This window comes from Methylocella silvestris (assembly GCF_002891535.1).
GTDB lineage: Bacteria > Pseudomonadota > Alphaproteobacteria > Rhizobiales > Beijerinckiaceae > Methylocapsa > Methylocapsa silvestris_A.
In genome coordinates this window covers 48,532-75,376 of the sequence record NZ_PDZR01000012.1, presented here as the reverse complement: position 1 = coordinate 75,376, position 26,845 = coordinate 48,532, and the positions used below count along the sequence as shown (strand labels likewise).

General features: G+C 63.7%; 25 protein-coding genes. 5 read left to right on the top strand and 20 right to left on the bottom strand.

Annotated elements, in window-relative coordinates:
- Positions 1-144: 144 nt before the first annotated feature.
- The 5 genes from CR492_RS11770 to CR492_RS11750 form a co-directional block, all read right to left on the bottom strand.
- Complete coding sequence (locus CR492_RS11770; RefSeq protein ID WP_102843938.1) at positions 145-837, bottom strand: RNA-binding protein; 693 nt, start codon at positions 835-837, stop codon at positions 145-147.
- A 14-nt stretch (positions 838-851) separates the two neighbouring features.
- Complete coding sequence (nusA, locus tag CR492_RS11765) at positions 852-2,450, bottom strand: transcription termination factor NusA (protein WP_102843937.1); 1,599 nt, start codon at positions 2,448-2,450, stop codon at positions 852-854.
- Between the two features lie 12 nt (positions 2,451-2,462).
- A complete protein-coding gene (gene rimP / locus CR492_RS11760; protein ID WP_432431209.1) occupies positions 2,463-3,293 on the bottom strand; it encodes a ribosome maturation factor RimP in 831 nt (276 codons plus the stop codon).
- Between the two features lie 476 nt (positions 3,294-3,769).
- Entirely contained in the window at positions 3,770-4,729 is a 960-nt protein-coding gene (locus tag CR492_RS11755) for an alpha-E domain-containing protein (protein ID WP_102843936.1), read from the bottom strand.
- A gap of 137 nt (positions 4,730-4,866) precedes the next feature.
- On the bottom strand, positions 4,867-6,345 hold the full coding sequence (locus CR492_RS11750; RefSeq protein WP_102843981.1) for a circularly permuted type 2 ATP-grasp protein: 1,479 nt from the start codon (positions 6,343-6,345) through the stop codon (positions 4,867-4,869).
- 317 nt (positions 6,346-6,662) lie between these two features.
- Here CR492_RS11750 and CR492_RS11745 point away from each other — a divergent pair, with 317 nt between their 5' ends.
- Positions 6,663-6,866 carry a hypothetical protein gene (locus CR492_RS11745; RefSeq protein ID WP_102843935.1) on the top strand — a complete coding sequence of 68 codons (204 nt, stop codon included), beginning with the start codon at positions 6,663-6,665 and terminating at the stop codon, positions 6,864-6,866.
- A gap of 366 nt (positions 6,867-7,232) precedes the next feature.
- On the opposite strand, the gene CR492_RS11735 is transcribed toward CR492_RS11745, so the two are convergent.
- A complete protein-coding gene (locus CR492_RS11735) occupies positions 7,233-7,517 on the bottom strand; it encodes a hypothetical protein (protein WP_102843933.1) in 285 nt (94 codons plus the stop codon).
- A 35-nt stretch (positions 7,518-7,552) separates the two neighbouring features.
- Between CR492_RS11735 and CR492_RS11730 the strand changes: the two genes are divergently transcribed.
- Positions 7,553-8,608 carry a hypothetical protein gene (locus CR492_RS11730; RefSeq protein ID WP_146030248.1) on the top strand — a complete coding sequence of 352 codons (1,056 nt, stop codon included), beginning with the start codon at positions 7,553-7,555 and terminating at the stop codon, positions 8,606-8,608.
- 126 nt (positions 8,609-8,734) lie between these two features.
- On the opposite strand, the gene CR492_RS11725 is transcribed toward CR492_RS11730, so the two are convergent.
- From CR492_RS11725 to CR492_RS20800, 5 genes are all read right to left on the bottom strand, one after another.
- Positions 8,735-9,481, bottom strand: coding sequence for a YebC/PmpR family DNA-binding transcriptional regulator (locus CR492_RS11725; RefSeq protein ID WP_102843931.1), 747 nt, complete (start codon positions 9,479-9,481; stop codon positions 8,735-8,737).
- Between the two features lie 186 nt (positions 9,482-9,667).
- Positions 9,668-10,357: a glutathione binding-like protein gene (locus tag CR492_RS11720; RefSeq protein WP_102843930.1), complete on the bottom strand. Its 690-nt coding sequence runs from the start codon at positions 10,355-10,357 to the stop codon at positions 9,668-9,670.
- A 268-nt stretch (positions 10,358-10,625) separates the two neighbouring features.
- The gene (gene rpoH, locus CR492_RS11715) at positions 10,626-11,537 is read right to left on the bottom strand and encodes an RNA polymerase sigma factor RpoH (RefSeq protein ID WP_102843929.1); all 912 of its coding nucleotides are present in this window, start codon (positions 11,535-11,537) and stop codon (positions 10,626-10,628) included.
- Between the two features lie 333 nt (positions 11,538-11,870).
- Positions 11,871-12,899 carry an RluA family pseudouridine synthase gene (locus CR492_RS11710; protein ID WP_102843928.1) on the bottom strand — a complete coding sequence of 343 codons (1,029 nt, stop codon included), beginning with the start codon at positions 12,897-12,899 and terminating at the stop codon, positions 11,871-11,873.
- 109 nt (positions 12,900-13,008) lie between these two features.
- Positions 13,009-13,179, bottom strand: coding sequence for a hypothetical protein (locus CR492_RS20800; RefSeq protein WP_180982523.1), 171 nt, complete (start codon positions 13,177-13,179; stop codon positions 13,009-13,011).
- Between the two features lie 309 nt (positions 13,180-13,488).
- On the opposite strand from CR492_RS20800, the gene CR492_RS11700 reads away from it, so the two are divergent.
- Positions 13,489-15,273 (top strand): glucan ABC transporter ATP-binding protein/ permease, encoded by a 1,785-nt coding sequence (locus tag CR492_RS11700; protein WP_102843980.1) that lies wholly within the window; start codon positions 13,489-13,491, stop codon positions 15,271-15,273.
- 8 nt (positions 15,274-15,281) lie between these two features.
- On the opposite strand, the gene CR492_RS11695 is transcribed toward CR492_RS11700, so the two are convergent.
- The 5 genes from CR492_RS11695 to CR492_RS11675 all read right to left on the bottom strand — a co-directional run bounded on the left by CR492_RS11695 (position 15,282) and on the right by CR492_RS11675 (position 18,435).
- Positions 15,282-15,518 (bottom strand): FmdB family zinc ribbon protein, encoded by a 237-nt coding sequence (locus CR492_RS11695; protein WP_102843926.1) that lies wholly within the window; start codon positions 15,516-15,518, stop codon positions 15,282-15,284.
- Positions 15,519-15,639: 121 nt separating this feature from the next.
- Complete coding sequence (locus CR492_RS11690; protein ID WP_102843925.1) at positions 15,640-16,107, bottom strand: hypothetical protein; 468 nt, start codon at positions 16,105-16,107, stop codon at positions 15,640-15,642.
- 3 nt (positions 16,108-16,110) lie between these two features.
- The gene (locus CR492_RS11685) at positions 16,111-16,917 is read right to left on the bottom strand and encodes a fructosamine kinase family protein (protein ID WP_102843924.1); all 807 of its coding nucleotides are present in this window, start codon (positions 16,915-16,917) and stop codon (positions 16,111-16,113) included.
- Positions 16,914-17,384: a low molecular weight protein-tyrosine-phosphatase gene (locus CR492_RS11680; RefSeq protein ID WP_102843923.1), complete on the bottom strand. Its 471-nt coding sequence runs from the start codon at positions 17,382-17,384 to the stop codon at positions 16,914-16,916. Before CR492_RS11680 ends, CR492_RS11685 begins: the two co-directional genes overlap by 4 nt.
- Before the next feature lie 28 nt (positions 17,385-17,412).
- Positions 17,413-18,435, bottom strand: a complete 1,023-nt coding sequence (locus CR492_RS11675; protein WP_102843979.1) for a polysaccharide deacetylase family protein — start codon at positions 18,433-18,435, stop codon at positions 17,413-17,415.
- Positions 18,436-18,445: 10 nt separating this feature from the next.
- Between CR492_RS11675 and CR492_RS11670 the strand changes: the two genes are divergently transcribed.
- Positions 18,446-18,889 (top strand): GNAT family N-acetyltransferase, encoded by a 444-nt coding sequence (locus tag CR492_RS11670; protein ID WP_102843922.1) that lies wholly within the window; start codon positions 18,446-18,448, stop codon positions 18,887-18,889.
- Here the strand turns inward: CR492_RS11670 and CR492_RS11665 are convergent.
- The 3 genes from CR492_RS11665 to aroB form a co-directional block, all read right to left on the bottom strand.
- On the bottom strand, positions 18,886-19,947 hold the full coding sequence (locus CR492_RS11665) for a DUF2778 domain-containing protein (protein WP_102843921.1): 1,062 nt from the start codon (positions 19,945-19,947) through the stop codon (positions 18,886-18,888). The two genes, CR492_RS11670 and CR492_RS11665, sit on opposite strands and share 4 nt — an antisense overlap.
- Before the next feature lie 368 nt (positions 19,948-20,315).
- A complete protein-coding gene (locus CR492_RS11660; protein ID WP_102843978.1) occupies positions 20,316-21,632 on the bottom strand; it encodes an HlyC/CorC family transporter in 1,317 nt (438 codons plus the stop codon).
- Positions 21,633-21,636: 4 nt separating this feature from the next.
- Positions 21,637-23,487, bottom strand: a complete 1,851-nt coding sequence (gene aroB / locus CR492_RS11655; RefSeq protein WP_102843977.1) for a 3-dehydroquinate synthase — start codon at positions 23,485-23,487, stop codon at positions 21,637-21,639.
- Positions 23,488-23,745: 258 nt separating this feature from the next.
- Between aroB and CR492_RS11650 the strand changes: the two genes are divergently transcribed.
- Positions 23,746-24,477 carry an OmpW/AlkL family protein gene (locus CR492_RS11650; protein WP_102843920.1) on the top strand — a complete coding sequence of 244 codons (732 nt, stop codon included), beginning with the start codon at positions 23,746-23,748 and terminating at the stop codon, positions 24,475-24,477.
- Positions 24,478-24,583: 106 nt separating this feature from the next.
- Here the strand turns inward: CR492_RS11650 and CR492_RS11645 are convergent, their stop codons facing one another.
- Positions 24,584-26,773: an amylo-alpha-1,6-glucosidase gene (locus CR492_RS11645; protein ID WP_102843919.1), complete on the bottom strand. Its 2,190-nt coding sequence runs from the start codon at positions 26,771-26,773 to the stop codon at positions 24,584-24,586.
- Between the last annotated feature and the right edge of the window lie 72 nt (positions 26,774-26,845).

Below are 26,845 nucleotides of genomic sequence, written 5' to 3'. Positions count from 1 at the left end.
TGTGTCCATCCAAGTTCACGATCTATCCGAAAGGCTGAAACCTTCGGGATAGACCGCACCGCTTGCTTCGCAATCGCCTTGCGGCGACAAATCCCTACATCCATCGAACGACCGCCGTCCGGTCCTGCAGCATGCGCAGCAGGTTCAGTCGGCTTCCGCCTCCGGCCCGCGCCCTTGACCAGGCCCCTGCCGAGAAACCGGAAATTCCTGGCGATACATGGCCAGTCTGCGGCAGCGGACGAGCGCCGCGGCGCTTGCCGACCCCGTCAGCAACGCCGCATGTACCACATTAGACCGCCCCAACGCCAAATCCAATTGATCCGACCGGAACAGTTCGATCAGCGGCCTTACGTTCTCGTCTCCAAACCGGCGTCGCAAACATTGCGCAAGTTTGCGCGCGCCGTCCTCGCCGCCGTCGCAGGCGTGGATCACACCCTCGATCGCTCCGCCCGCAATCGCTTCCTCGACCTTGCCGAATCCGGCGATCACCTGACCCGCCTTATTGGCGATGGCGAGAGACTGCAGGCAGTCCCGCGTCAGCAGCGCCTCGACCTCGACCGCCAGCGTCGGCGAGACGGCGACCTTCTTCTTGAACCCGCGGGCGAAGGCTTGTCTCGCGACGGCCTCCGTGACTTTTGCTGCGCTCGCTGTAACCCAAACGCCGCGCCCGGGCAATTTCTGCCTGATGTCGGGAACCACTCCGCCGTCCGGCCCGACGACGAAGCGGATCATTTCGTCCGGGGCGGCTTTGCGGCGTGTCACGACGCAGGTCCGCTCCGGCCCCTTCTCGGAATCCTCGAAGGGGTCTTCCGCCGCGGCGAGATCGACCGCTTCCACGTGCGGCTCCTGCGTCAGTCGGAAACCTCGCCCTCGAGCATGGGCTCCTCGACCGCGGGCTGCGGGATGGAATCGATCCAGCCGGCGTGAACGCGGGCGGTCATGATCATCATTTCGGCTTCCTCGCGCGTCAGCTCGAAGCCGTCGAGATAGCCGGCGTGCTTGACGCTCTCGCCATCCTTGCGCTCCGTCCAGCCGATCAGATCGTCGGTCGCGCAGCCCGCGAGATCCTCCACCGTCTTGACGTCATTCTCGCCGAATTTGACCAGCATCGCCGTCGTGACGCCGGCGACTTCACGCAGCTCGTCAGCGACGCCGAGTTCAACGCGGCGCTGGTCCAGCTCGGCCTCGACGCGCGCCAGATAATCCTGCGCCCGCGTCTGAATTTCGACCGCGGTGTCCTCGTCAAAGCCTTCGATCGCGGCAAGCTCGGCCGGTTCGACGAAGGCAAGCTCCTCAACCGACCGGAAACCTTCCGAAGCGAGAAGCTGGCCGACCACCTCATCGACGTCGAGCGCGTTCATGAAGGCGTTGGTGCGCTCGACAAACTCCTTCTGCCGGCGCTCGGATTCCTCGGCCTCGGTCAGGATGTCGATGTCCCAGCCGGTCAGCTGCGAGGCGAGGCGCACGTTCTGGCCGCGGCGCCCGATCGCCAATGACAATTGGTCATCTGGCACGACAACTTCAATACGCGCCGAATCTTCGTCGAGCACGACCTTGACCACCTCGGCCGGCTGCAGCGCGTTGACGATGAAGGTCGCGGCGTCCGGCGACCAGGGGATGATATCGATCTTCTCGCCCTGCAATTCATTGACGACGGCCTGCACGCGCGAGCCGCGCATGCCGACGCAGGCGCCGACCGGATCGATCGAGGCGTCGCGCGAGATCACCGCGATCTTGGCGCGCGAGCCCGGGTCGCGGGCGACCGCCTTCACCTGGATGATATTGTCGTAGATCTCCGGCACTTCCTGCTGGAACAGCTTGGCCATGAACTGCGGATGCGTGCGCGACAGGAAAATCTGCGGCCCGCGCTGTTCGCGGCGCACGTCATAGACATAGGCGCGCGCCCGATCGCCCGGACGGAACATCTCGCGCGGGATCATTTCGTCGCGGCGGATGGTCGCCTCGCCGCGGCCAAGATCGATGATGACATTGCCATATTCGACGCGCTTGACGACGCCGTTGACGATATCGCCAATGCGATCCTTGTATTCCTGATACTGGCGGTCGCGTTCGGCCTCGCGCACCTTCTGCACGATGACCTGCTTCGCCGACTGGGCGGCGATGCGGCCGAAGTCGAACGGCGGCAGGGTCTCGGCGATCCAGTCGCCGACCTGAGCCGCCGGGTTCTTCTTCCGGGCGTCATCGAGAGTGATATGGATGGCGTCATTTTCGATCTGATCGACCACCAGCAGCAGGCGCGAGAACCGGATTTCGCCAGTCTTCGGATTGATCTCGGCGCGAACCTCGGTCTCCTGACCGTAACGCGAGCGCGCCGCCTTCTGGATCGCATCTTCCATCGAGGAGAGAACGATCTGACGGTCGATCGATTTTTCCCGCGCCACCGCGTCGGCGATCTGCAAAAGTTCGAGCCTGTTGGCGCTGACGGCCATGATTGCCTCTCCTTATTTCGGCGTCGGGCGCAAGGTCGGCGCGCCTTCGCGCGCGGACCCTTGCAGTCGGCCTGATTTAAGCTGTTTGAACTGCGTTCTGACGCCGGCGGGCAGCACCGGCTTCGCTTTGACCGGCTTTCCCGGGGCGGATTTTGTCTTGCCGGGTTTTGGCGCAAAGCGGCCCGGGTCACGCTCGGTCCTGGCCTCGGGCGCCGCCTCGCCGCCGTCCTCATCGGGCTCGCCTTCATCGGAAAGCGCCGCCTTGGCCGCCCTTAGCGCGGCGCGGATCAACTCCTCGGTGAGAACGAGCTTTGCCTCCGCGAGATCGTCAAGCGGCAGCAAGGCCTCGATCGCCTCGCCCGGCTTGGCGTCAACCCGCTCAAGCGTGACGGCGGCGGCGGCGCCAACCCCGGCCACGCCCTTGATGAGGCCGCGAAAGCGCTTGCGGCCATCAAGCCCGAGCCGCAGCTCAATGCGGGCCTCCTGATCGAGCGCGCGGCAAAAATCCGAAACGCGAACGAGCGGCCGGTCGATGCCGGGAGAAGAAATTTCGAGCCGATAGGCCTGCTTGACGACGTCCTCGACGTCGAGCGCCGGAGAAAGCGCGGCGCTCACAGCCTCGCAATCATTGACGGTCATCGCGCCATCGGGGCGCTCGGCCATGATCTGCACGGTCATGCCGTCCTGCGCAGACAGCTTGACCCGCACCAGCCTGTAGCCAAGATCGGCGAGGACCGGCGTCGCGATATGCGCGATGCGCGCGGCGACGCCCGTCTCGGCGACAAGGCGCGGCTCGGCCAGCAGGGCCGTTGAATCGGTTTCGACTTGCGTGGCGTTCCCCAAGCTCTGTTTGATCCTCGCCTTGCGGCGGCAATAAAAAAGAGCGGGTCCGGACGGGCCCACTCTCGATACGGCGCTCATCCAACCTGAAGATAAACGCTATGAGAAAATGAATAGCGCGAATATAGCCCTGAAGCCCCCCTCGCGCAAGTCTCGGTCGCAAACGAATGTTTTGCTCTGCAAAATAGCTTCGATCCGGACCCGTCAATCGAATTATTTTAGCGCGGTTTACGCGATGCCTGCCTTGATTATCCCATTGGCCGCGGGCCGCGTCCCGCCCGCGCGCCAGATCGTCTCAAGATGCGTCCAGGGACGCTGAACGCAGGCTCGGAACGCGCTGGCCGAACCGCTCGCACCCGAGCGAACGCAACCAGCCGATTGACTGTTTCACACAAGCAGAGCGAAGGGTCAGGCAACGCCGGCGCATCGCCTGCATCGGCCTCTCATGACCAGATCGGTTCGATCCAGATCGCCGGCATCTAATATTGCAGATATTGCTCCGAGATGGTGTGGCCGAGCCGGTCATTGTCCTGCACGAATTCGGTCAGGAACTCATGCAGCCCCATCTTGAATATTTCGCTTGTCGAGGCACTTTCCAGCCGCTGCATGATGGCGTGGGCCTGCTTCTGCGAGGGCCCCGGCTTGCCATAGGCCTTGGCGATCGCGTCGAGGAAATAGACGATATTGTCATAGCAAGCGATCAGCGAGCGCGGCATTTCGAGTTTCAGGATCAAAAGATCGGCGATCAGCCAGGGCTTCACATTTTCACGGTAAACCCAGTGGTAGGCGGTCAGCGCTGAAACTGCGCGCAGAATCGCCGTCCATTGGAAATAGTCGAGCGATCCGCCGACGGCTTCGTTTTCCGGCAGCAGCACGTGATATTTAACGTCGAGAATGCGCGCCGTATTGTCCGCGCGCTCGATGAAAAGGCCGAGCCGCGAAAACCAGAAGGCGTCGTTGCGCAGCATCGTGCGGTACGCGGAGCCATCGTAGTCGAGCGAGGTCTTTTTGACGAAATCGAGGAAGCGCGAAAGCTCTCGCCGGTCATAAAAGCCGCGCGAGGCGTTGTTCGCCTCGAAACGCTTGAGTTCGATCCAGGCGCCGTTGATCGCGTCCCACATCTCGACCGTGAGCGCGGTGCGGACCGCCCGCGCATTGGTGCGCGCGAGTTCGATGCAATTGCGGATCGAGGACGGATTATCGGGGGCGAAGGTCAGATATTCGACGACGCTCTGCTCTTCGGCGGCGCCCCGCGTCTCCCGGAACCCGGCCGCAGCGCCCGAGGATTCGAGCGCGCTTTCCCACTCCGTTCCGGTCCCGGAATAATTGGTCGGAAGGGTGGCGAGACGCTGCGTCGCCTCGACGATGCGGGCGAGGAAATCGGCGCGCTCGACGTAGCGGGCGAGCCAATAAAGATGATCAGCTGTGCGGGAAAGCATTGCCTGGCTTTGAGCCTCTGTTGGGATCCGGCGAGCACTCGATCCGTAAAGGTTCGGGCGGGGATTTGGCGAGACGCTTGCGATATGGGCCGACGGGATGTCGCCTAGAGGGCGAGACCCCGTCAGGCAGCGGGAACTCAGGATTGCATTTGGCTCTGGCCTTGAAAACCCTGGCTCTGACTCTGGCTTTGGCTTTGGAAGGACTGCTGCCGTTCAAAAATAGCATCGTCAACGACCCAGGTGTCCTTGGTGCCGCCGCCCTGACTCGAATTGACGACGAGCGAGTTCTCGATCAGCGCCACGCGCGTCAGGCCTCCGGGCACGACGCGAACGCCATTCGTTCCGGTGAGGATGAAGGGCCGGAGATCGACATGGCGCGGCGCAATGCCGGTGTCGAAGAAGGTCGGCGTGGTCGAGAGCGCGAGGGTCGGCTGGGCGATGAAATTATTGGGATCCTTGGCGAGTTTTCCAGCGAAGGCCTCGATCTGCGCCTTGGTCGCGCGCGGGCCGACGAGCATGCCGTAGCCGCCCGAGCCATTGACTTCCTTGACGACAAGATCGCCAAGGTTCGCCAGCACATGGCGAAGCGCCTCCGGCTCGCGGCAGCGCCAGGTCGGCACATTCTTCAGCAACGCCTTCTCGCCGAGATAGAACGCGATGATCTCCGGCATGTAAGTGTAGATCGCCTTGTCGTCGGCGACGCCGGTGCCGACGGCGTTGGCAAGGGTCACATTGCCGGCGTGATAGGCTCGCATCAGCCCCGGCACGCCGAGCACGGAATCGGGATGAAACACTTCCGGATCGAGGAATTTATCGTCGATGCGCCGGTACAGCACATTGACCTGCCGCGGCCCCTGCGTTGTGCGCATGTAGAGCTTGTCGCTCTCGACGAACAGATCGCGCCCTTCGACCAGCTCGACGCCGAGCTTGTCTGCTAGGAAGGAGTGCTCGTAATAGGCCGAGTTGAAGCGTCCCGGCGTCAGGAGGGCGATGGTCGCCTGCTCCTCGCCATGCGGCGCGACCGAGCGCAGAGCCGCAAGCAGCACGTCGGGATAATTCTCCACCGGCGCGACGCGATGCTCGGCGAAGAGATCGGGCATCAACCGCATCATCACCTCGCGGTTCTCCAGCATATAGGAGACCCCGGAGGGGGTGCGCACATTGTCCTCGAGCACGTAGAAATCATCTTCGCCTGTGCGCACGATGTCGATGCCCGCGATCTGGACATAGATATCGTGCGGAACCGGGCGTCCCACCATCTCGGGGCGGAATTCGGGATTATTCAGAATGAGATCGGCTGGAATCTTGCCGGATTTGATGATCTCCTGCGCGCCATAGACGTCCTTCAAAAAGGCGTTCAGGGCCTTGACGCGCTGGAGCAGCCCGGCCTCGAGCCTTGTCCATTCCGAGCGCAGCATGATGCGCGGAATGATGTCGAAGGGAATCAGCCGCTCGCCGGCGTCCTTCTCGCCATAGACGGCAAAGGTGATGCCCATGCGGCGAAACAGCAGTTCCGCCTGAGCGCGCCGCGAGGACAAAAGCTCCATCGGCGTCGCCTCAAGCCAGCGGGCGATCTTGCCGTAGACGGGGCGGACATTGCCGTCGTCCAAGGTCATTTCATCGAAAAAGAGCCCGTCTCCCAAAATGTTTAGCTCCTAGCTAAGGACGTCCGGCGGCGGAACCGTCGAAGCATTTTGCATACCAGAGGCAAGAGCGCCCGAAGACGCCGCCCATTCTAACCAAATGCCTCAGCGGGCATAGCGCGCCAGCGCAAATGTCGTGAATAAATCCAGCGACTCACTTGACCCAAATCGGGACCGCCATGGTTAATAAGTTAGAAACTCTCGCGCGCTAAGCATAGCTCCGCCGCCGCGAATCATGTGTTTTCCAGCTCGCGGGGCCGCAAATTCGCGCAACGGTTGCAGGAGGTCCCATGTCGTTCGACCAGATCGCCATCGCCATGAGTCGCGCGCTTCCGCAAAAGGCGGCGGAGGGAAATTCGCTGGCGCAGATTGTTCGTCTCGGCGCGATCGTCGTTATCGCCGCGCTGTCGATCGCCACCGCCGCCGTGCTGCGGGAAAAGCCGGGCGACGCCACGCAGCTTTCGCTCGCAGCCCTCTCCGCTTCCGCTCGCTAGAACCTTGCCTCAGAAAATCCAGGCGGAAGGGATTTTGAGCCGATCGGCTTTTTGGCGCAGGCTACACGCAGGCGCCGCGCGCTGGGCAGGCTGATTTTTTGTCATTCTGCGCTGGTCGCAGCGGCGCCAAAATTCGAACTTTCCGTCACTGTCGGCGCCGCGCCGGTGGCGCATTCGCACGCCGTTGGCCAAAGCCTCGCAGGCCCGGTCGACAGGGCTTCCAGAGTCTCCGGGGAGATATCGCGCGGATTTTCGCCGAACCGCCTGTAAGCGAGGAGATCATCGCCATGTTGCGACGGATCGTCTCCTATCATGCCGTAGCGGGAAAGATTCGGCCGGAGATCACCGACGCCCGGGCAGCCAGCGCTATGGCGATGATTTCCGACATCCCCAGACGAACGGCGTCATCCACATCATCGAGGCCTGCTTCTGCCGAAAAGCTGAGCAATACGCCTCCCCCTTTTTGCGAAAGGCGCGGGCTTCGCTTAAAATCGCGCCGTCTGGCACCGACTGGCCGCCATTTCGGTGAAAATCGGCGGCTTCCGGCTCAATTGCGCGCAACGTCACATTGCCGCTGCGTTTGAAGCGGATCGTCTCTCGCATACGATTTGTTTTCATATTATCCCATAAATTGTGTCCGCCTTTCGCCATCGGCGGGACGAGGTGCTGGTTTGATCGAACAGGCGATGGCATTCGTGCTGGGTTTTGCGATTGCGGGGCTTCTGGCCCTCGCGATCGCGCCCGCCTTTTGGCGACGCGCCATCCGGCTGTCGACGCGACGGCTCGAAATGCTGGTGCCGCTCTCGACGCGGGAGATCATCGCCGAGCGTGATCTCTTGCGGGCGCAGTTTGCCGTCGAACGGCGAGTCATCGAGCAGCGCGCCGCGCAGATCGCGTCGCTGCGCGGGGCCGATATGGCTGAACTTGGCCGCCGCGCTGCGCAGCTCGTCGAAGGAAGCAATAGATTCGCCGAGCTCGCCGCAAGGCACGCCGCCCAGGGCGCGGAATTGTCCGCGGCCCTGCGCGCCCTTGACGAGGCGAAGGCCGAACTCGCCGTCGCCGGCACCGCTCTCTATGGCGCAGAAGGGCTTTTGCAGCGCAAGCATGCCGATCTCGTCGACGCGACGCTCGAAGCGCGGCAGCTGCGCGCCTCCGACCAGGGCAAGACCGCGATCATCGCCGATTATGAAGCGGACATCGCCATGCGGCAGCGCCACCTTGCCGCTGCGCGCGACGATGTCGCCACATTGCGCGAGACGCTGGCGACGCTTGGGCTCGAACGCGACGCCAGTCTCGCCGCCCTCAAGGCGGCTGCGGCGCAGCTCGCCGATCGCGACGAGGCGCTGAAAGCGGCCGAGAGCCGCGAAGCAGAGCTGCAGCGGCGGCGCAAACGGCAGGTCGAAACCGCGCGCGCCGCCGAACGTCGGATGTTCGAGAAGATCGCCCGCGTCGGCGCCGCCGAGTCCACCGCCCGCCAGCAGCTCGCGGCCGAGCGCCAGCGCGCCGACGGCCTCGCCCAAGAGCTGGAGACGACGAGGCGCCTCTCCGCTGCGCGAGACGGCGCGCCGGCCGCGACCGAACGCGAGGAAAACGCCATTTTGCGCCAGAATATCAACGAGATCGGCGCGGCCATCATCCGCATGGCGGCGATCGCGCACGACAGCGCGAAAGCGCCGTTCGACGACGGCGCCGAGAACCCGGGCCGCGCTCACGCAAAGCCCAATGTCGTGACGTCCAACTAGAGCGCTTACCGATCACATGGAAATATGTGATCGGTAAAAAATCGCTCCACATCAATGAGTTGGAGCATTCCGGATGGTCCGGATGAATCCATCGGAACGGGATTGCCCTGGCCGCCCGGCTCCGGATCAAGCCTCCAGCTTGGCCAGCAGGGCGTCGGATACCTCGTAATTGGCGTAGACGTTCTGCACGTCGTCATTGTCCTCAAGCAGGCCGATCAGGCGCAGAACTTTTTCGCCCGTCTCATCGTCGAGGCTGATCGCGTTTTGCGGCTTCCAGATGAGGCTCGCCCGCGTCGGCTCGCCAAATTTCGCTTCAAGCGCCTGCGCGACCTCGCGCAGCATCTCCAGCGAGGTCAAAACCTCGTGGCCCTCTTCGCTTGACAGGACGTCCTCGGCGCCGGCCTCGATCGCCGCCTCGAGCATCACATCCTCCGAGGCGGCTTTCGCAGGAAATTCGATGCGGCCGATGTGGTCGAACATGAACGACACCGCGCCCGTTTCGGCGAGCGCGCCGCCGACCTTGGTGAAATAGGAGCGTATTTCGCCCGCCGTGCGGTTGCGGTTGTCGGTCAGCGCCTCGACGATGACGGCGACGCCGCCGGAAGCATAGCCCTCGTAGCGCACTTCGTCGTAATTTTCGGCGTCCGCGCCGGACGCTTTCTTGATGGCGCGCTCGATATTGTCTTTCGGCATGTTTTCGACGCGCGCGGCAATCACGGCGGCGCGCAAACGCGCATTCATGTTGGGGTCGGGCAGGCCGAGTTTCGCGGCGACGGTGATTTCGCGCGCGAGCTTGGAGAAGAGCTTTGAGCGGATCGCGTCCTGCTTGCCCTTCTTATGCATGATGTTCTTGAACTGGCTATGTCCGGCCATGCCCCCTCGTTCCCCTCAAATGCGCGCACGCCCGAGCGCCGCGGAGTGCGAAGCGGATTCGCGCCACGGCCTAACGCATTGTTTCGACGCCTCCGAAGCGTGCGAAAAAACTTTCCGGCGAGCGGAGGGCAAGCATATAGGCCGGGACGAAGCGGAAATAAAGCCCTGGGCGGACAGCGCGAAGCCTCAGCTCCGTGCGCCGCCAAACAGGACCCGGCGCGACTGCTCGTCGGCGATGGTCGGAGTTGCATTGATCGCGGCCGCAACGTCATAAGCGCGTTTCGTCGCCGGCCGCGCGGCGATGGTCTCGAACCAGACTTTGAGGTGAGGAAATTCTTCAAGGTCCTGGCTCTGGTCCCGATAGGGAACGATCCAGGGATAGATCGCCATATCGGCGATCGAATAATCGCCCGCGACGAAAGGATGATCGGCAAGGCGCCTGTCGAGCACGCCGTAGAGGCGGCTGGTTTCCCTGACGTAACGCTCCATGGCGTAGGGGATTTTCTCGGGCGCGTATTTGTTGAAATGATGATTCTGGCCGGCCATCGGCCCAAGGCCGCCCATTTGCCAGAACAGCCATTCGAGCGTGGCGACGCGGCCGCGCAGATCGGACGCGATGAATTTGCCGGTCTTTTCGGCAAGATAGAGGAGGATCGCGCCCGATTCGAACACCGAGACGGGAGCGCCGCCGCCGGCGGGCTCGCTATCCACGATCGCCGGGATCCGGTTGTTTGGCGCGATCGTCAAAAACTCAGGGGTGAATTGCTCGCCCTTGCCAATATTCACGGGGTGAACGGCATAGGGAAGCCCGGCCTCTTCGAGGAAAAGCGTGATCTTGTGGCCGTTCGGCGTCGTCCAGTAATAGAGATCGATCATCGTGTCGCCTGTCGCGTAAGAACTGCCGCGCTTGTGCTCAATAGACGAACCGCCGCGGCGAATCGGTCCGACCGTTTTAGGGGCAGCGTGAGACGCCGCGATCGCCCCGAGGCCGTACGGAGTTTTATCGATCGCCCCGCGTCGGCTCAGGCTTTTGATCTGCGCCCAATTCGCGCGCGGGCGGTATGGGCTGAAACGCAAGCGGGAAGCGTTTCCCTCGAAACGCTTCCCGCTGCATATTTTGTTTTACGCGACCCCGCGCAGACGATCACGCCTGCGCAGCGGGACCGGCGATCTGCGCTCTGAGCGCCCCGGCCTCGACGCGGGCGACGCCCGCCTTGACGGCCGACTGCACCTTTTCAAAGGCGCGCACCTCGATCTGACGCACACGCTCACGCGAGATATCGAACTCGTCGGAGAGAGCCTCCAGAGTCATCGGATCGTCTGCGAGGCGGCGCGCCTCGAAAATGCGCCGCTCGCGGTCGTTCAGCACGTTCAGCGCCGTGCGCAGGGCGCCGAGCCGATTGTCGGTCTCCTCGCGGTCGACCAGCAGTTTTTCCTGGCTGGCGCTGTCATCGACAAGCCAGTCCTGCCATTCCCCTTCGCCTTCCTCGCGCAAGGGAGCGTTCAGCGAAGCGTCGCCGGACATACGGCGGTTCATGTCGATGACGTCCTGCTTGGAAACGCCAAGCCGGTGCGCAATCGTGTCGACGTGTTCGGGGCGCAGATCGCCTTCTTCAAGAGCCGAAATCTGGCTCTTCACCTTGCGAAGGTTGAAGAACAGTTTCTTCTGGCTGGCGGTGGTGCCCATTTTCACAAGCGACCATGAGCGCAGGATATACTCTTGAATTGACGCGCGGATCCACCACATTGCATAGGTCGCAAGGCGGAACCCCTTATCGGGTTCGAAGCGCTTGACGGCCTGCATCAGGCCGACATTGCCTTCCGAGACGACTTCGCTGATCGGCAGGCCATAGCCGCGATAGCCCATCGCGATCTTGGCGACGAGGCGAAGATGAGACGTGACAAGCTTGTGCGCGGCGTCGGAATCGGCGTGCTCGCGCCAGCGCTTGGCCAGCATATATTCCTGTTGCGGCTCCAGCATGGGGAACCGTCTGATTTCGTTCAAGTAACGGGAGAGACCACTCTCTCCCGAGATCATTGGCAGCGCAGCAGCCATAATGTTACCTCCACTGAGACCCCCGTGCTCGGCGGGTCCTCGTGCGATCGCTCCTAACAAGCCGACCGCACGGCTTTTGAATATAAGGCGCCTGAAACAGGGCTGAAAGGGCCGGACGATGTTGCGCCGCATTACATTTTCGCAACATCGGTGAACACGGCCGCAACAAGACGGCCCGTCATTGACGTTGAGCACCGCCCCACACCTGATTACGCGCGACGGCCTGTTTTGTTTCATCACATTCAAGATAAACGGCGTCCGGCTGTCTTGCCGTAACCAGCCATTTCATTGTGACGCTGAAGTCTTGCGCGGGGATTACGCTGCTGGCCTGCGCTACGCGGAGCGTCGCAGGGCCGCTTGCAGCTCGGCCATGTCCCGCGGCGGTTCGCTTTCAAACTCCAGCGCCGCGCCCGTGACGGGATGTTCAAAGCCCAGCGTCCGCGCGTGCAGCGCCTGCCGGCCAAGCGCAATCAGCGCCGCCTGCGCCTCGGCCGAAAGCCGCGCCGCCTTGGTCCTGAACCCCCGCCCATAGACAGGATCGCCGAGCAGCGGCCAGCCGAGGCTCGCCATATGGACGCGGATCTGATGCGTGCGCCCTGTCTCGAGACGGCAGGCGACCGTCGCGACCTCGGGGCCCAATTGCTCCAGCAGCCGCCAATGCGTGATCGCATGGCGCCCCCGCGCCGCCGCGACGATGGCGATCTTTTCGCGATCGACGGGATGGCGTCCGAGCGGCGCGTCTACCAGCCCCATAGCGCGGTCGGGCGCGCCCCAGACGAAAGCGAGATATTCGCGCAGGAGCGGCAGGGTCCGCCCGTGATCGGCAAAAAGCCGCGCCAGGCCCTGATGCGCCCGGTCGGTCTTGGCGACGACCATCAGTCCGGAGGTATCCTTGTCGAGCCGGTGCACGATGCCCGGCCGTTTGACGCCGCCGATCCCGGACAGGCTGTCGCCGCAATGGGCGATCAGCGCATTGACGAGCGTGCCGGATTCGTGGCCGGCGCCGGGATGCACAACGAGCCCGGCCGGCTTGTCGAGGACAAGCAGATGCTCGTCCTCAAAACGGATGTCGAGGGCGATCGCCTCGCCGGCCGGGATCGGCTCGGCGGCGGGCGGCACGGCGACGGCGAGCGCCTGGCCCGCGCGCACGGCAAAGCTCGCCTCGGTGACGATCACGCCGTTGACGCTGACATGGCCGCCCTCGATCAGCGCCTTCAGCCTGGTGCGGGAGAGGTCTGCGCCGGCGGCGGCGCTCTCAGCGGCGAGAAAACGGTCGAGCCGCTCGCCCGCCCGGCCCGGCGCGACGGCGAAGGATTGTACGGACGCCGTCGAGCCGTGCAGGGCGGGTTCAACCGGATTCATTCGCAAGAGACGCTGCAAGTTGCCTCAGGCAATCGAGGAAATCCCAACCCCAACAGGCGCGAGACGTCGTTTCGCGTTGGGCTTGGCGGCGACTCAACGACATCGCGCCCTATGGCTGGAGGCCGTGATTGACCATGCAAGCCGCATAATGGTCATACGCGTCTCTGGCGAGAGCGGCGTTATCGGCATCGTTGCCGGAGTTCTTCGGATATTCCTTGTGGGCCTCCATCCAGCACATTTTGGTCGTCGCCTCGCGCGCCGAATCTTGCGACCACGCCATTCCGCCCAAAGCCGTTGAAAACATAAAGCCTAAAGCCGCCATCTTGAGCCAAGCGCGCATACATGCCCCCTCTTGTTTCGCCGGCAGATCAGATCCGGCAAAGAAGCTTAAAATTCCTTGCCGCGACGGGCAACTGTGGAAACAGCCTCCGTTGGAGCGAATCTATACTGAAACGGACGCCGGCGCCGAGGAGACCGGTTCATGGAGCGCCGAGAACAACGCCGCTCGCCGTCTGTTTTTGCCTTGCGGCGCCCGCTTCGCCAAGGCAGCGCAATCGGCTATAGTGAAGCTGCCGCCAGCGAGCCCGCAATGTCGATCCTCTCCGTCTATCTCCGTGTACTCGCTCTGCTAGGGCGCGAAAAGCGCCTTGCAATCATACTGGCATTGGCCAATCTCGCGCTCGCCACCGCGCAATTCGCCGAACCTGTTCTGTTCGGACGCGTCATCGACAAGCTCAGTAGCGCGCAGGCCGCTCCGCAAAGCCTTGCCTTCGCCGATCTCATCCCGCTTCTCGCCGCCTGGGTCGGCTTCGCGCTGTTCTCAATTCCCGTCGCGGTGATCGTCGCGCTGCAGGCCGAGCGGCTCGCCCATCGGCGCCGGCTGGGGATCATGTCGGAGTTTTTCGAGCATGTCCTGCATCTGCCGCTGAGCTTCCACTCGGCTGCGCATTCGGGCCGCCTCCTCAAAATCATGCTCGAAGGCGCAAACGGGATGGCGAGCCTCTGGCTCTCCTTCTTCCGCGAGAATTGCGCCTCTCTGGCGACGCTTTTTATCCTGCTGCCGCTGTCGCTGTTCCTCAACTGGCGCCTCGCGGCGGTGCTGATCGCGCTTGTCGCCATATTCGGCGTCCTGACCTATTTCGTCCTACGCCGCACCGAATCGCTGCAGCAGAAGGTCGAACGCCATAACAGCTCGCTCGCCGAACATGTTTCCGACGCGCTCGGCAACGTCTCGGTGGTGCAGAGTTTCAACCGCATCGAGACCGAGGCCTCGGCGCTGCGGCAGATCACCGACGCCGTGCTCGCCGCACAAATGCCGGTGCTGTCCTGGTGGGCGATCGCGGCGGTGGCGACACGCGCCTCGGCGACCCTGACCCTGCTGTCGATCTTTCTGCTCGGAACCATTCTCAATCTGAAGGGCCTCGCCTCGGTCGGCGAGATCGTCACCTTCATGAATCTGGCGACGATGCTGATCGCCCGGCTGGAGCAGATCGTCGGCTTCGTGAACAGCCTCTTCCTGCAAGGGCCCAAACTGCAGGATTTTTTCGACGTGCTCGATACGGCGCCGCAGGTCGCCGACAATCCCTTCGCGGTCGATCCGGGACGCCTCAAGGGCGCTGTCGCCTTCGATCATGTGAGCTTCTCTTATGACGGCCGGCGCATGGCCGTGCGCGACGTGAGTTTTGAGGTCGCGCCGGGCGAGACGGTCGCTCTCGTCGGGTCGACCGGGTCTGGAAAATCAACGACGCTCGGTCTGTTGCATCGCGTATTCGATCCGTCCGAGGGCAAGATCACGATCGACGGCATCGACATCCGCGACCTGACGCTGAAAGCGTTACGGCGCAATATCGGCGTCGTGTTTCAAGAGCCGATGCTGTTCGCGCGCTCGATCGAAGAGAACCTGCGCGTCGGGCGGCCGGAGGCGAGCGAAGCCGAGATCAAAGCCGCGCTGGAGCTTGCGCAAGCCTCCGAATTCGTCGGCCGCCAAAGCGACGGATTGAAAACGATCGTCGGTGAGCGCGGCCGCTCGCTGTCCGGCGGCGAGCGCCAGCGCGTTTCGATCGCGCGGGCGCTTCTGAAGAATCCGCCGATCATGATTTTCGACGAGGCGACCGCCGCGCTCGACGCCGCGACCGAGCGGCAGCTGCAGGAGGCGCTCGAAAAGGCGATGGAGGGGCGCACCACCTTTGTAATCGCGCATCGGCTGGCGACGATCCGCGGCGCCGACCGCATCTTTGTATTCGATCAGGGCGCGATCGTCGAAGAGGGAAGTTTTGACGAACTCGTCGCGCAGAACGGCCGCTTCGCCGCCTTGGCCCGGGCGCAATTCATGGCGCCCGACACGGATCGACCCAGCGCCGCCGCGGACGCTTAAGCCCCGGCTCAGCCCTTCTTGATGGGCGCTTCTTTTGCGCTGAAATTGCTGACATGACCCTCGCGCGCCGCAGCGCGGCGGCCGGCCTGCGCCAGCGCCTTGTGCTTGATGTCGCCCGAGACCCGCGCAATCTGCTGCTGCAAATTCTGGCTGCCGCAAGAGGGGCACGCCGGGACGTCAGACGCCCTCACGAGCGCCTCGAATTCGGCGTTGCAATCCCGGCAGGCATAGGCAAAAAGCGGCATCAGATCCCCGCATGGCTCTGGAGAATGAGCCAGAAGCGAAAGCGTGACGCCTTATAAGCTCAGCTTCCGCCGCGATCTCCGTGACACACAGTCTCACCGCGCGGCGCGCTCGTCAAAATCGTCAGGCTTCGCGCCCGGCGTCGAGAATCCAGGTGCGGCCGCAAAAGGCCACATAGATCCGCTCCTGCCCGAGCGCTGCGCCGAGTTCGGCTGCAAGTTCGTTCAGCATCGCCTCGACGTCGGCGTCGGGCAGATGGCCGAGATAGGCATGCACCGCCTCACCGGTAAAGAGCGCCACGGGCTCGCGGTCCGAACCGACCGAGCCGTCCGGACGCGGCCAGGCATAGGTCACCTCGGCTCTCGCGAACATGCCGGAAAGGGCCGGCAGCCCGGCCTCGACCCGGCGCCGCATCCAGACGCGGGCGGTGCGCACAGCTTCCGAAACGTCGAAGACGCGGCCTTCGGCGTCCCACCCCTCGCGAAGGCCGATGGCGATCCTGAAATCGCGCCGCGGCCCCATCGAGCCAGGAACGAGGGCGTAATCCTCACGCCTTGGCGCGGCGCGGCGCGGCTTCTCGTCTACGCTCATGAGTTAGACCCCGCTCGCCTGCAGCAGGCGTTCGACCATCGGCCGATAGGCGGCGCCGAACAGCCGCAAATGGACCAGCGCCGGCCATAACATATAGATCGGCCTTCGTTCCTCATGGCCGGGCTCCAGCCGTCCATAGGCGTCGAAAAAGTGAGCGTCCGGCTGGTCGAACAGGCTTAGCATGGCGAGATCGACCTCCACATGGCCATGATAACAGGCCGGATCAATCAAGCCGCTGACCTTGCCGCCCGCCGCCAAAATATTGCCGCTCCAAAGATCGCCATGCAGAAGGGCCGGCCGCGGCTGCGCCGGCAAGCGATCCGGCAGCGCGGCGGCCAGCGCCTCGACGCGGCGAGCGAGCGTGGCCGGCAGACGGGAGCAATGCGTCAGGAGGCGCCGCTCGGACCAGAAACGCGGCCAGTCATCGCTCCAGCCATTCTCGATCGCAACCGGCCCGAAGGCGTAGTCCTCCGGCCAGCCATAGCGCGCCCCCGGCGCCGCATGGAGCGTCGCGAGCGCAACGCCAAGGCTCGCCCAGGCCGCGCCAAGAGCCTCGCCCGCCGTCAAAAGCTCGAGCACGAGAAGCTCGCCGCTGAGCGCCAGAACAGCCGGCGCCGGCGCGCCGCTGGCGGCGATCGCGCGCAGCATGGCCGCCTCGGTTTCAGGATGAGGCCCGATCTTGACGATCGCCTGCCGTCCGTCTTCGAGCGTGACACGCAGGATCTGCGAAAGGTCGCCGCCGCTGACCCGTTCGGCATGGCGCAACACGCCGCCGAGCAGTGCGGCGCCGCGCTCGGCGAACTCATTCATAAGCTTGCGGCGATTCGGGCGGCAAGCGCTCGCGCCGCGCGCGTCACTTCGATCCAGACCGTCTCGAAGCCAGCTTCATCGCCATAATAGGGGTCGGCGACGCCGAGGCCCTGGCGCCCCTCGACATGATCGAGCAACAGGCTGAGTTCGGCGCGCCCCTCTGCCGGCGCCAGAGCCTGCAGCGCGGCCAGATTCCTAGGATCGAGCGCGACGATATGCGTGAAGCGTTGGAAATCCTTCTCCCTCACCTGCCGCGCGCGATAGGCGCCGATGTCGGCGCCATGGCGGAGCGCCGTCGCCTGCGCGCGCCGGTCGGGCGGCTCGCCGGCGTGCCAATCGCCCGTGCCGGCTGACTCGATCGCAACGTCAAGGCCAATCCGCTCCGCCTCGATGCGAAACGCCGCCTCAGCCAGCGGCGAGCGGCAGATGTTGCCGAGGCAAACGAACAGCACGGCGGGTTTTGACATGCGGCGCGATCCTCCGTGATCGATTTCGTCAGGGAGCCTCAAGGATCGGCCGGAACGGACGCGGCAGCCGGCCCTGGCCGAGCAGTTTCGAAAACAGCCGGAGCCCCTCCGGCTCATTGCCATTTGCGTGGACGAGCAGGATCGCACCCGGGCGCAGCGGCGGCATGAAGACGAGCCAGCCGTCGGCGCCTAGGGTGACGAGATGATCGCCGCGGACGGCGTCCATGGTCGCCGCATCCGAGATGAGGCCGGGAAAGCGGAAAAACACGGAAGGGGTCTGCCCATTCGCGATCAAGATCTGTTCCGTGTCGAGAATTTCCGCCTGAATATCCACGCCCGGCGTCAGCAGAAAGTTTTTGGAGAGCGGGCGCCCCGGAACATAGGGGTGATGGAAGGAATGATTGACCCATGTGATCGCGAGGGCGCCGGCGCGCGCCTCATGCAGCAGCCATTGGAAATCGGCGCCATGCCGTTTGAGCCAAAGGCCGGAGATCGAAAGCGAAACGGGGGTGGCCGGTCCCAGCGCCTCGATCCCCTGCAGAAAGGCGCGGTCGAGCGGTTTGCGGCTGGGGCAAAGATCGCCGGTGATGAACGAACCCTCCCCCGCGCCATGCGACAGGCCCGCGTTCTGCAGCACGGAAGGCTGCGCGGTCGATGCATGGCCCGAAGCTTGCGCCGAGGCGGCGATCGCCGCCATGAAGCGCGTGTCTTTTTGCGCTGCGTCATTGGTGTCGGCGCAGGTCAGATCGACCTCGTCTGCGAGGCTCGTCGCCAGCGACGTCGGATCGACCACGAGAAGCTTGCGCCTCGCCTCGACGCTCATGGCGCGGATGGCGAGCAGCCGGCGCTTGCCGGCGTCATGACATTCTTGAAACACCGGCCTGTAGTTTTGCACGCGCATCGGCGGCGGGGGGTCGGCGGCGGGCGCTTTTGCGACTATCCTCTCCGGCGCTGGCGAGACGACGCCTTGCGCCGACGCCGCCGCCGCGATCGCAAGAAGGGCGGAGGCCAGACCCAAGGCCCCTGTCCGCCCGATGATATGTTGCTTCATGCGCCGGACCATGACCCGAAAAACAGACTCACAAGAGCCGCTGATCCTTATAAGTCACGACGCTGACGAAGAAAAACTCGCCGGCCGCATCGCCGCGGCGCTCGGCGTCGAAATCGCCGCCGGCTTCGGCGAACGTAACGAGACGCCGCTCGCCATCGGCGCCTATGACGGGAAGATGCTGATCGGCGGCCTCGCCGGCGTCACGCATTGGGGCTGGCTCTATATCCGCCACCTCTGGATCGATGCGAATTTTCGCGGCCGGGGGATCGGCCAAAGCCTCTTGGGTCAGGCCGAATGCGAGGCGCGGCGTCGGGGCTGCGGCGGCCTTTACCTCGACACCTTCGATCCGCGCGCGGCGGCCTTCTACGAGCGCGCCGGCTTTGTCCGCTTCGGCCGGATCGACGGATTTCCGCCCGGCCATGCGCGCATCTTTTTGTCCAAGACGCTGGTCTAGTTCAAACGAGAGACGACCAGCAGACGCTTGATAGAGCCGCTCTGATAGGCCTGCAGGAAGGAAGCATAGTTCTTGAACGACACGCAGCCGTTGGAAGCGCCGGCGGCGCCCAGCATGTAGGTATGCGCAAGGAAGCCGTTGCGGCCATAGACCTCGCCGCCAATGGGCGTAAGGCGCAGCGCCTGCACGCCATGAAACAGCTCTTCACGCATGGAGAGCTCATAGACGTTGGGCGGCGTTGCGCCGCGCATGGGCTTGTCGACGTGGCGCGGATCGTCCATCAGCTCGCCGAGCCCGGAATGGGCTTCAAGCCGCGTTCCGTCCGGCATGTACACGGTGCGCGCCGAGATATCGTAGATGGCGGTGTAACGATCGGAGCGAAGCGTCGCGGTGGCGATGATTTTTTTGGCGGGACCTGGCGCAGGTTCTTCCGGCGCGGCATAGGCCAGCGCGCGCGTCGGCTGCTGCGTCGGCATTCCGAGCAGCTTTTCGAAGAAATTGCGCGTATCGGCGGGAGCCGCCGGGAGAGGCGCGGTTTTGTCCTGATTGGCGAGACGCCGGCCCCGCGGCACAAAGCCGCGGTCTTCTGAAGACCGGAGTTCGGGCGGACGCGGCGTCGGCAAAGGCGCGGTCTCGCCGAATTGGGGCGCCGTCGGCGCGGCCGGCTCCAACTCCGACTTTGCGATCTCGGGCGCAGGCGCCGGCTCCAGCGCGGCGAACTTCGATGCGGCGGGAGCGTCTTGCTCCGAGGCAACCGTTTTGGGGAGCGTTGAAAATCCGGGATTGATCAGTTCGCCGAAGCTATTGGACGGCGTATCGAGATTGGACGCGACGGTTTGCGGCGCCTGGTCTCGCGGCGTCTCGACCAGAGCCGCTATTTCGGGCGCCTCAACCGGCCTCGCGCCGTCGCCTCGATTGAGCATCGACCCGCCGACAAGCGCGCACACCGCGAGAAAAGCGCCGCCAACGGGGATGGCATAGGAGGCAAGTGTGCCGGAAGACCGTCGCCGCACTTCCAGCGAAGCGAAATCGGATACGCGATAGTAAGCCTGCGTCATGGGGCCTGCTTTCGACGCAATTTCATACGCTTACCCGTCCACTCGTCAGAGCGCCCGGGGGCGCGAAAATATTTCGCCGACGTTCGAAAGCCGGCAAGGGTTCTAAGCCTTGCTGGCCCGAGCCGGGACACAAAGCTTCGCAGAACTTGCTGAAGCCGCATTGAGGCGATTTTTAGTTAATTGCCAATTAAAGCGCTCAATTTTCGATTTTTGAACGCCCCTGAGGCTCGCGCGTCACAGTGCGCGAAGCGGCAGACCAGGGTGAATTGTCTAGTTGGGCGAGCTGTCACGGAGCTTACGGCAGTCGGCTGGCGCCAAATGATTTCGAAGGAAAGCGCTTTGCGAGGCCGCCCTGCGTCGTTCCGCCCTCACCGCGCCGCCGCCTCGCCCTTCTCGACGGCGGCGGGGATGATTTTCAAGAGCGTGATGCGGTTCCGGCTCTTGCGCAGCACTTCAAACCGGAAATTATGAAAAGTGAATGTCTGGCCCGCGTCCGGGATCGCGCGCGCCTCGTGGATGACGAGGCCGGCGATGGTCGTCGCCTCTTCGTCGGGCAGGCTCCAGCCCATGATCCGGTTGAGATCGCGGATCGGCGCGGAGCCTTCCACCGTGATCGACCCGTCTGCCTGCGGCCGCACGCCCTCGACGACAAGATCATGCTCGTCGGAAATAGCGCCGACGATTTCTTCCAGAATGTCCTCCAGCGTGACGAGGCCCATCACCACGCCATATTCGTCGACAACGATCGCAAAATGCGTCTTGCGCTTCAAAAACGCCTGCAGCTGATCCTGCGCCGGCGTCGTCATCGGCACGAACCAGGGCTTTACCGCGATACTTTCGACGTCAAGGGCGTCGAGCTTGCCGCCGGACGCGTCGAGGGCGGGCAACAGGTCCTTGGCGTGCAACACGCCGATGATATTTTCGGGATCGTCGCGCCAGATCGGCAGGCGCGAATAGGGCGCGGCGACAATTGCGGCGATCAGCTCTTGCTGCGGCAGATCGGCGTTCAGCGTCAGCATGTCGGTCCGATGCGCCATGACATCGGAGACTTCGAGATCGTTGAGATCGAGCAGGCCGCCGAACATGTCGCGATCAGCGCGTGCGACGCCGCCCTCCTGATGCAGGAGATCGACGGCGCTTTTCAGTTCCTCGTGGCCGGACAGAATCGAGCGCTGACGGCCAACGCCAAGACCTGCAAGCCGCAGAACGGCGCGCACGAAAATCTCGACGCCGACCAGAAGCGGCCCAAAGGCCGCGACGAAAACCGATAGAACAGGCGCGACGAGCAACGAAGCCCGGTCTGGATAATTGATCGCCACCGTCTTCGGCATCACCTCGGCGAAGACGAGCAGAAGGACAGTCATCACGACCGTCGCATAGAACGCGCCGCTGTCGCCAAAAAAAGACACAAGGATGCTCGTTGTAAAAGCCGACGAGCCGATGTTGACGATCGTATTGCCGAGCAGGCAGGCGCCGATCAACCTGTTGCGTCTGGCGAGCAGCATGTTGACGAGAGCGGCGCGGCGGTCGCCCGCTTTTTCCAAAGCGTGCATGCGCGCTCTTGACGCGGCGGTAAGGGCCGTTTCCGATCCGGAGAAAAACGCCGAGAGGGCGACGCATAAGATGATGATCGCGATGGCGATCCACAAAGATACCGATAGAGCCTCGGCGCCGGCGCCGTGCATGATTTCAAAGTCCTGTGTTGAGCTCGGCCTCGAGAAAAGCGCGCACATCGGCCGCCTCGACCGATTTGGCGACGAAACAATCGCCGATCGCGCGCGCCAGAACGAAGGTCAGAGCGCCGCGTTCGACCTTCTTGTCCTGGCGCATGGCGTCGAGCATCTGATCGGCGTCAAGCGCGAGGCCGGAGATGTCGGCGATCCGCGTCGGCAGGCCAACCTCGCGCAGATGCGCGCTAACGCGATCCGCGTCGGCGCTTTCGCACAATCCGGCTCTCGCGCAAAAGCGAAAGGCGAGCGCGAGCCCGACGGAGACGGCCTCGCCATGCACCAGCCGCTCGCCGTCATAATGATTGATGCGTTCCAGCGCATGGCCGAAGGTGTGGCCGAGATTTAACAGGGCGCGCTCCCCGCTTTCGCGCTCGTCGCGGCCGACGATCGCCGCCTTGGCGCGGCAGCTCGTGGCAATGGCGTGGACGCGATCCGGCCCGCCCGCGAAAACGCCGCGCCAATGGTTCTCGAGCCAGACGAAGAAGGGCGCATCGCCGATCAGCCCATATTTGACGATCTCGGCGTAGCCGGCGCGGAATTCGCGCAGCGGCAGGGTGGCCAGCGCGTCGGCGTCGGCGAGCACCAGCGAAGGCTGATGAAAGGCGCCGATCAGATTCTTGCCGTGCTCGGAGTTGATCCCGGTCTTGCCGCCGACGGAGGAATCGACCTGAGCGAGCAGACTCGTCGGGATCTGCACGAAGCGCATGCCCCGCCGGATCGAGGCGGCGGCAAAGCCCGCAAGATCGCCGATGACGCCGCCGCCGAGCGCAATCACAAGATCGCCGCGCTCGAGCCGCGCCGCGATAATGTCGTCGCAGACCTTGGCGAAGACGCCATAGGATTTCGACTGTTCGCCCGGCGGCGCGATCACGGCGCTATAGCGCACGCCCGCCTCGCGCAGCGAGCACTCCAGCGCGCCAAGATGCAGCGCCGCCACATTGGCGTCGGTGACGATGGCGCAGGCGGCGCCAGGCGCAAGCCGGCGCACGCAGGCTCCCGCCGCAACGATGAGCCCTTGGCCAATCAGAATGTCATAGGACCGCTCGCCGAGCTCGACCCGCACCGCGGCGGCGTTCTGCGCCCCCGGCGTCGGCGGCGCGGCCGTCGCCGCGGGGCCGAAAAGAGGCTCGCCATCGGCGGAGGGGATCGACGGCAGTGGGGACTTTGCGGCGTGATTCATCGGCTCCAACGCGGAAAGAACGGGCAGATCGGGCGAAAAGCGCATGAAGAATTCGGTCGCGGCGATGATTTCCTCGACTGCCGTCTCATGCGGGCCGTCGCGCGAAATCACGGTGACGTCGGCCCGTGCATAATAGGGATACCGCTCGCGCAACAGCGTGCGCAGCGTTTTTTCGGCATCGGCGCTTTGCAGCAGAGGCCGGTGTGAGCGTTTGCGCACGCGCCGCCACAGCACGTCCGGCTCGGCCTTCAGCCAGACCGAGATGCCGCGCCGGGCGATTCGCGCGCGCGTTTCCTCGTTGAGGAAAGCTCCGCCCCCGGTCGCGATCACGCGGGGGCCATCTTCCAGCAGCCGGGCCATGACGCGGCGCTCGCCGTCGCGGAACGAGGGCTCGCCGTGCTTTGCAAAAATCTCGGCGATGGTCATGCCGGCAGCCGCTTCGATCTCGGCGTCGGCGTCGATGAAAGGCAGGCCGAGCCGCTGCGCCAGGCGCCGGCCGGTAGAAGTCTTGCCGCATCCCATGAATCCGACGAGCACGATCGAGCGATCGCCGAGCGATCGCACAAGCGAGGCAAGCCGCCGGTCTGTTACACTCTCCGGCCTGTCTTTCACGAAATCGGAGTTGGTCATGGCAAACATTAGCATGCGTCCGGACGGGATATAAGCGTCACTTTACAGGGTTATGCGCGCCCGCGGCCAGCGCGGCCGCGCGAAAAAGTTGTCCCCTCGAGGTGTTGCCGCCCAGCAACACGATTCAGCATTGGCGTTTGCACGACCAGAATTTGATACAGATCAAACTAAAGCGCGACCTATAATTTCATTGTAATCGCGTCCACCGGAGAGCGGCGCCGCCGCAACCGTCGGAGTGGACAGACTCGGAGAATTCCAATGATCAGGCTCGTTCGCTGCGCGATGGCCGCACTTATACTCGGCTGCGCCGCCGGCGCTGCGTCAGCGGCCGATGTTCCAGCCGTTGAACCCGCCCCGCCGCCGCCGCAAGATTTCTATCAGCCCTGGCAGGTGCGCCTGCGCGCCCTCGGCGTTGTGCCGACTTCCGGCGGCTCCCTGTCGACGACGGGCGGCGGCTTTGTCAGCAACGGCTTCAGGGCCAATTCGACGGTGGTTCCGGAACTCGACATCTCCTACTTCTTCACGAAGAATCTGGCGATCGAAGCAATCTGCTGCCTGACCAAGCATAATGTTTATCTGAGCGGCGGCTCCCTAAGCGGCCAGCGGGTTGCAAGCGCTTTGCTGTTCCCGCCGACCGTTCTCGCCCAGTATCACTGGACCAATTTCGGCGCCTTTCAGCCTTATATCGGCGTCGGCGTGAACTACACCCATTATTTCTCGACGCAGCCTGACTATTTCATCCTCAACACAGTGACGATCGGCGATTCCTGGGGCATCGCGGGGCAGGTCGGCTTCGACTACATGATCGACGAACATTGGGGCTTCAACTTCGACGTCAAGAAGATCATGATGAATCCGCGCGTCACCGGCACGATCGCGCCGGGCAACACATCGATCATCGGCCGCGCGGCCCTCAGCCCCTGGCTGATCGGCGGCGGCATTACCTTCCGCTTCGGCGGCGCGGCGGCCCCAGTCGTCGCCAAATACTGAGGCGAGCGCCAGGAGCGCCCCCGGCAGGGCGATCCAGGCCGGACCCAAAATCTTCGAGCGCATGGACCTGAGGTCCATGCGCTTTTTTGTTGCGCCCATGCCAACGCTACTTCACCAGCATGACCGTCGCGGCGCCCTTGCGCTCCAAGAGATTCAAGGTCACGTCATCGCCATGTCTTTGCAGCTTCAGGCGGACATGCGACTCGCCAACCGTCAGCCGGGTGAGCGTGACGGAATCAAGAAATTGCGGCATCAAGGGATTGACGAAGCGGATCGAGTGGGACTGGCTGCAAAGCTCCATCCCCAGAGTGGCCTGAAGCAGCGCAAAGATTGACGCGGCCGCCCAGGCCTGCGGCGCGCAGGCGACGGGATAGGACGTCGGCCCACGATGCGGCTTGCGGCTGAACCCACAAAACAACTCGGGCAGGCGACGCAAATCCTGATGCGCAGCCGCCTCGAACATCGCCGAAAAGATCTGGATCGCCTCGCTGCCGAGGCCGTAACGCGAAAATCCAAGCGCGATCATCGCATTGTCATGCGGCCAGATCGAGCCGTTGTGGTAGGAAATCGGATTGTAGCGCATTTCTCCGCTGGCGACGGTGCGAATGCCCCAACCGCTGAAGAAGCTGCGTCCGAGCAGCGTTTTTGCAACCGTCTTTGCGCGCTCCGGCAACGCGATTCCAGCAAACAGGGCATGCCCGGAATTCGATGCGCGCACACGGCAGGGCTTTTTGCGTCCATCGAGCGCCAACGCGTAACAGCCCAGATCCTCGCACCAGAAGGCCTTGTCGAAAGCGGTCTTGAGCGCTTGCGCGGCGGCGTCATATTTTGCGCCGGCGTCGTCGTCGCCCATCAGCCGCGCGAGGCGCCCGGCGGCGCTTTTTGCCGCATATACATAGCCCTGCACCTCGCAAAGGGCGATCGGCCCTTCGGCAAGCGAACCGTCAGCGTGGAAGATCGAATCATGCGAATCCTTCCAGCCCTGATTGGCGAGCCCGTTTTCGGTCTCGCGCAGATATTCGACGAAACCGTCGCCGTCGCGGTCTCCGAACTCGTCGATCCAGCGTAACGCCGCAAGAATATTCGGCCAGATTTTCGCGATGGTGTCGCGATCGCCCGTCCGCTCGAAATACATGCCGGCGAGCATCACAAACAGCGGCGTCGCGTCCACGGCCCCATAGTAGCGGCGGAACGGCACCTCGCCCAGCCGCGCCATTTCGCCGTTGCGCGTCTCGTGCAGGATTTTGCCCGGCTGGGCGTCGGCGGCGGGATCGAAGCGATCGGCCTGCGTCGCGCTTAAAAAGGACAGGACGCCGCGCGCGACGGCGGGATCGGCCCACAACAGCATCATCGCCGTGATGATCCCGTCGCGTCCGAACGGCGTCGAATACCAGGGAATGCCCGCGTAGGGATAAAGTCCGTGCGGCGTACGCGACACCAGCATGTAGAGATCGGAGGTCGCTCTTCGGCAAACCTCGTTGAAGAGACCGTTCGAACTGTCGATCGTGGCGATGGCCGCGGTCTTCGCCCTGATGGCGCGGCGCCGATCGCGGAACGCCAGCGAGAAATGGGTCAGTTGCGGCGCGCAGCGATCCGAGCAGACGATCGAGACAAACATCGAGCTGCGCTCATAGGGCCCGATATCGATCAGGAAGGTCGCGCTTTTATGGTCGGCCGTGGTCGGCTCCGGCCAAAAAGTGAGCCGCGTCGTCCGCTTGACGCCATCGAGGCCGTCGTAGTGAAACTCCGGCCCGGCCTTGCCCAGCGCATGCGTGACGCGGCCACGCTGCATCCTTCGGGAACCGCGAATCTCAAACAGATCGCGAAAATCTGCATCATAACAAACCGTGATGCAAAACTGTCGCCGATGGCCATCGAAATTGCGAAAGCCGATCCGCTCATAGAGCACGCCGCGCCAGAGAAACTTGGTTCGTTCGATGAAGATGGTGTCACGCGGGAGAACGATGAATCCGTCCTCCGCAACATCGGGATTGGCGAGATCGACAGACAGCGCGACGTTGTCGTCCTGCACCACCGAGCTCAACAACAGCGGCCGAATGCCTTCAATCAGCAACTTGAGACAAGACAGATAGCGGGTGTCGTTGAAATATACGCCTTCGGCGCAAGGACCCGATACGCCGATATCGCCATATTCATCGAGCACCGCGAAAGCGTCGCCATGTTTCAGGCTGCGCAACTCGCTTTGCACCAGCGCCGTGGTCGTTTCGATGTAATGTTCCGGCAGCTCATTCGCCGCCTCGGCAAGGGGATCGAGGCCGCGCGCAATTTCCGTCAACTCGGCTCTCCTTGTTGCGGCTCAAGGAACGAAGCAGCGCCGGCCTTCGGCCGCCATAAACGCCGCTGGCAA

Bases quoted from the DNA above. Each gene is read 5' to 3' on its own strand.
- nusA (WP_102843937.1), bottom strand. From the start codon at position 2,450: ATGGCCGTCAGCGCCAACAGGCTCGAACTTTTGCAGATCGCCGACGCG.
- CR492_RS11755 (WP_102843936.1), bottom strand. From the start codon at position 4,729: ATGCTTTCCCGCACAGCTGATCATCTTTATTGGCTCGCCCGCTACGTC.
- CR492_RS11750 (WP_102843981.1), bottom strand. From the start codon at position 6,345: ATGACCTTGGACGACGGCAATGTCCGCCCCGTCTACGGCAAGATCGCC.
- CR492_RS11745 (WP_102843935.1), top strand. From the start codon at position 6,663: ATGTCGTTCGACCAGATCGCCATCGCCATGAGTCGCGCGCTTCCGCAA.
- CR492_RS11735 (WP_102843933.1), bottom strand. From the start codon at position 7,517: ATGGCGAAAGGCGGACACAATTTATGGGATAATATGAAAACAAATCGT.
- CR492_RS11730 (WP_146030248.1), top strand. From the start codon at position 7,553: ATGGCATTCGTGCTGGGTTTTGCGATTGCGGGGCTTCTGGCCCTCGCG.
- CR492_RS11725 (WP_102843931.1), bottom strand. From the start codon at position 9,481: ATGGCCGGACATAGCCAGTTCAAGAACATCATGCATAAGAAGGGCAAG.
- CR492_RS11720 (WP_102843930.1), bottom strand. From the start codon at position 10,357: ATGATCGATCTCTATTACTGGACGACGCCGAACGGCCACAAGATCACG.
- rpoH (WP_102843929.1), bottom strand. From the start codon at position 11,537: ATGGCTGCTGCGCTGCCAATGATCTCGGGAGAGAGTGGTCTCTCCCGT.
- CR492_RS11710 (WP_102843928.1), bottom strand. From the start codon at position 12,899: ATGAATCCGGTTGAACCCGCCCTGCACGGCTCGACGGCGTCCGTACAA.
- CR492_RS20800 (WP_180982523.1), bottom strand. From the start codon at position 13,179: ATGGCGTGGTCGCAAGATTCGGCGCGCGAGGCGACGACCAAAATGTGC.
- CR492_RS11700 (WP_102843980.1), top strand. From the start codon at position 13,489: ATGTCGATCCTCTCCGTCTATCTCCGTGTACTCGCTCTGCTAGGGCGC.
- CR492_RS11695 (WP_102843926.1), bottom strand. From the start codon at position 15,518: ATGCCGCTTTTTGCCTATGCCTGCCGGGATTGCAACGCCGAATTCGAG.
- CR492_RS11690 (WP_102843925.1), bottom strand. From the start codon at position 16,107: ATGAGCGTAGACGAGAAGCCGCGCCGCGCCGCGCCAAGGCGTGAGGAT.
- CR492_RS11685 (WP_102843924.1), bottom strand. From the start codon at position 16,917: ATGAATGAGTTCGCCGAGCGCGGCGCCGCACTGCTCGGCGGCGTGTTG.
- CR492_RS11680 (WP_102843923.1), bottom strand. From the start codon at position 17,384: ATGTCAAAACCCGCCGTGCTGTTCGTTTGCCTCGGCAACATCTGCCGC.
- CR492_RS11675 (WP_102843979.1), bottom strand. From the start codon at position 18,435: ATGAAGCAACATATCATCGGGCGGACAGGGGCCTTGGGTCTGGCCTCC.
- CR492_RS11670 (WP_102843922.1), top strand. From the start codon at position 18,446: ATGACCCGAAAAACAGACTCACAAGAGCCGCTGATCCTTATAAGTCAC.
- CR492_RS11665 (WP_102843921.1), bottom strand. From the start codon at position 19,947: ATGACGCAGGCTTACTATCGCGTATCCGATTTCGCTTCGCTGGAAGTG.
- CR492_RS11660 (WP_102843978.1), bottom strand. From the start codon at position 21,632: ATGCACGGCGCCGGCGCCGAGGCTCTATCGGTATCTTTGTGGATCGCC.
- aroB (WP_102843977.1), bottom strand. From the start codon at position 23,487: ATGACCAACTCCGATTTCGTGAAAGACAGGCCGGAGAGTGTAACAGAC.
- CR492_RS11650 (WP_102843920.1), top strand. From the start codon at position 23,746: ATGATCAGGCTCGTTCGCTGCGCGATGGCCGCACTTATACTCGGCTGC.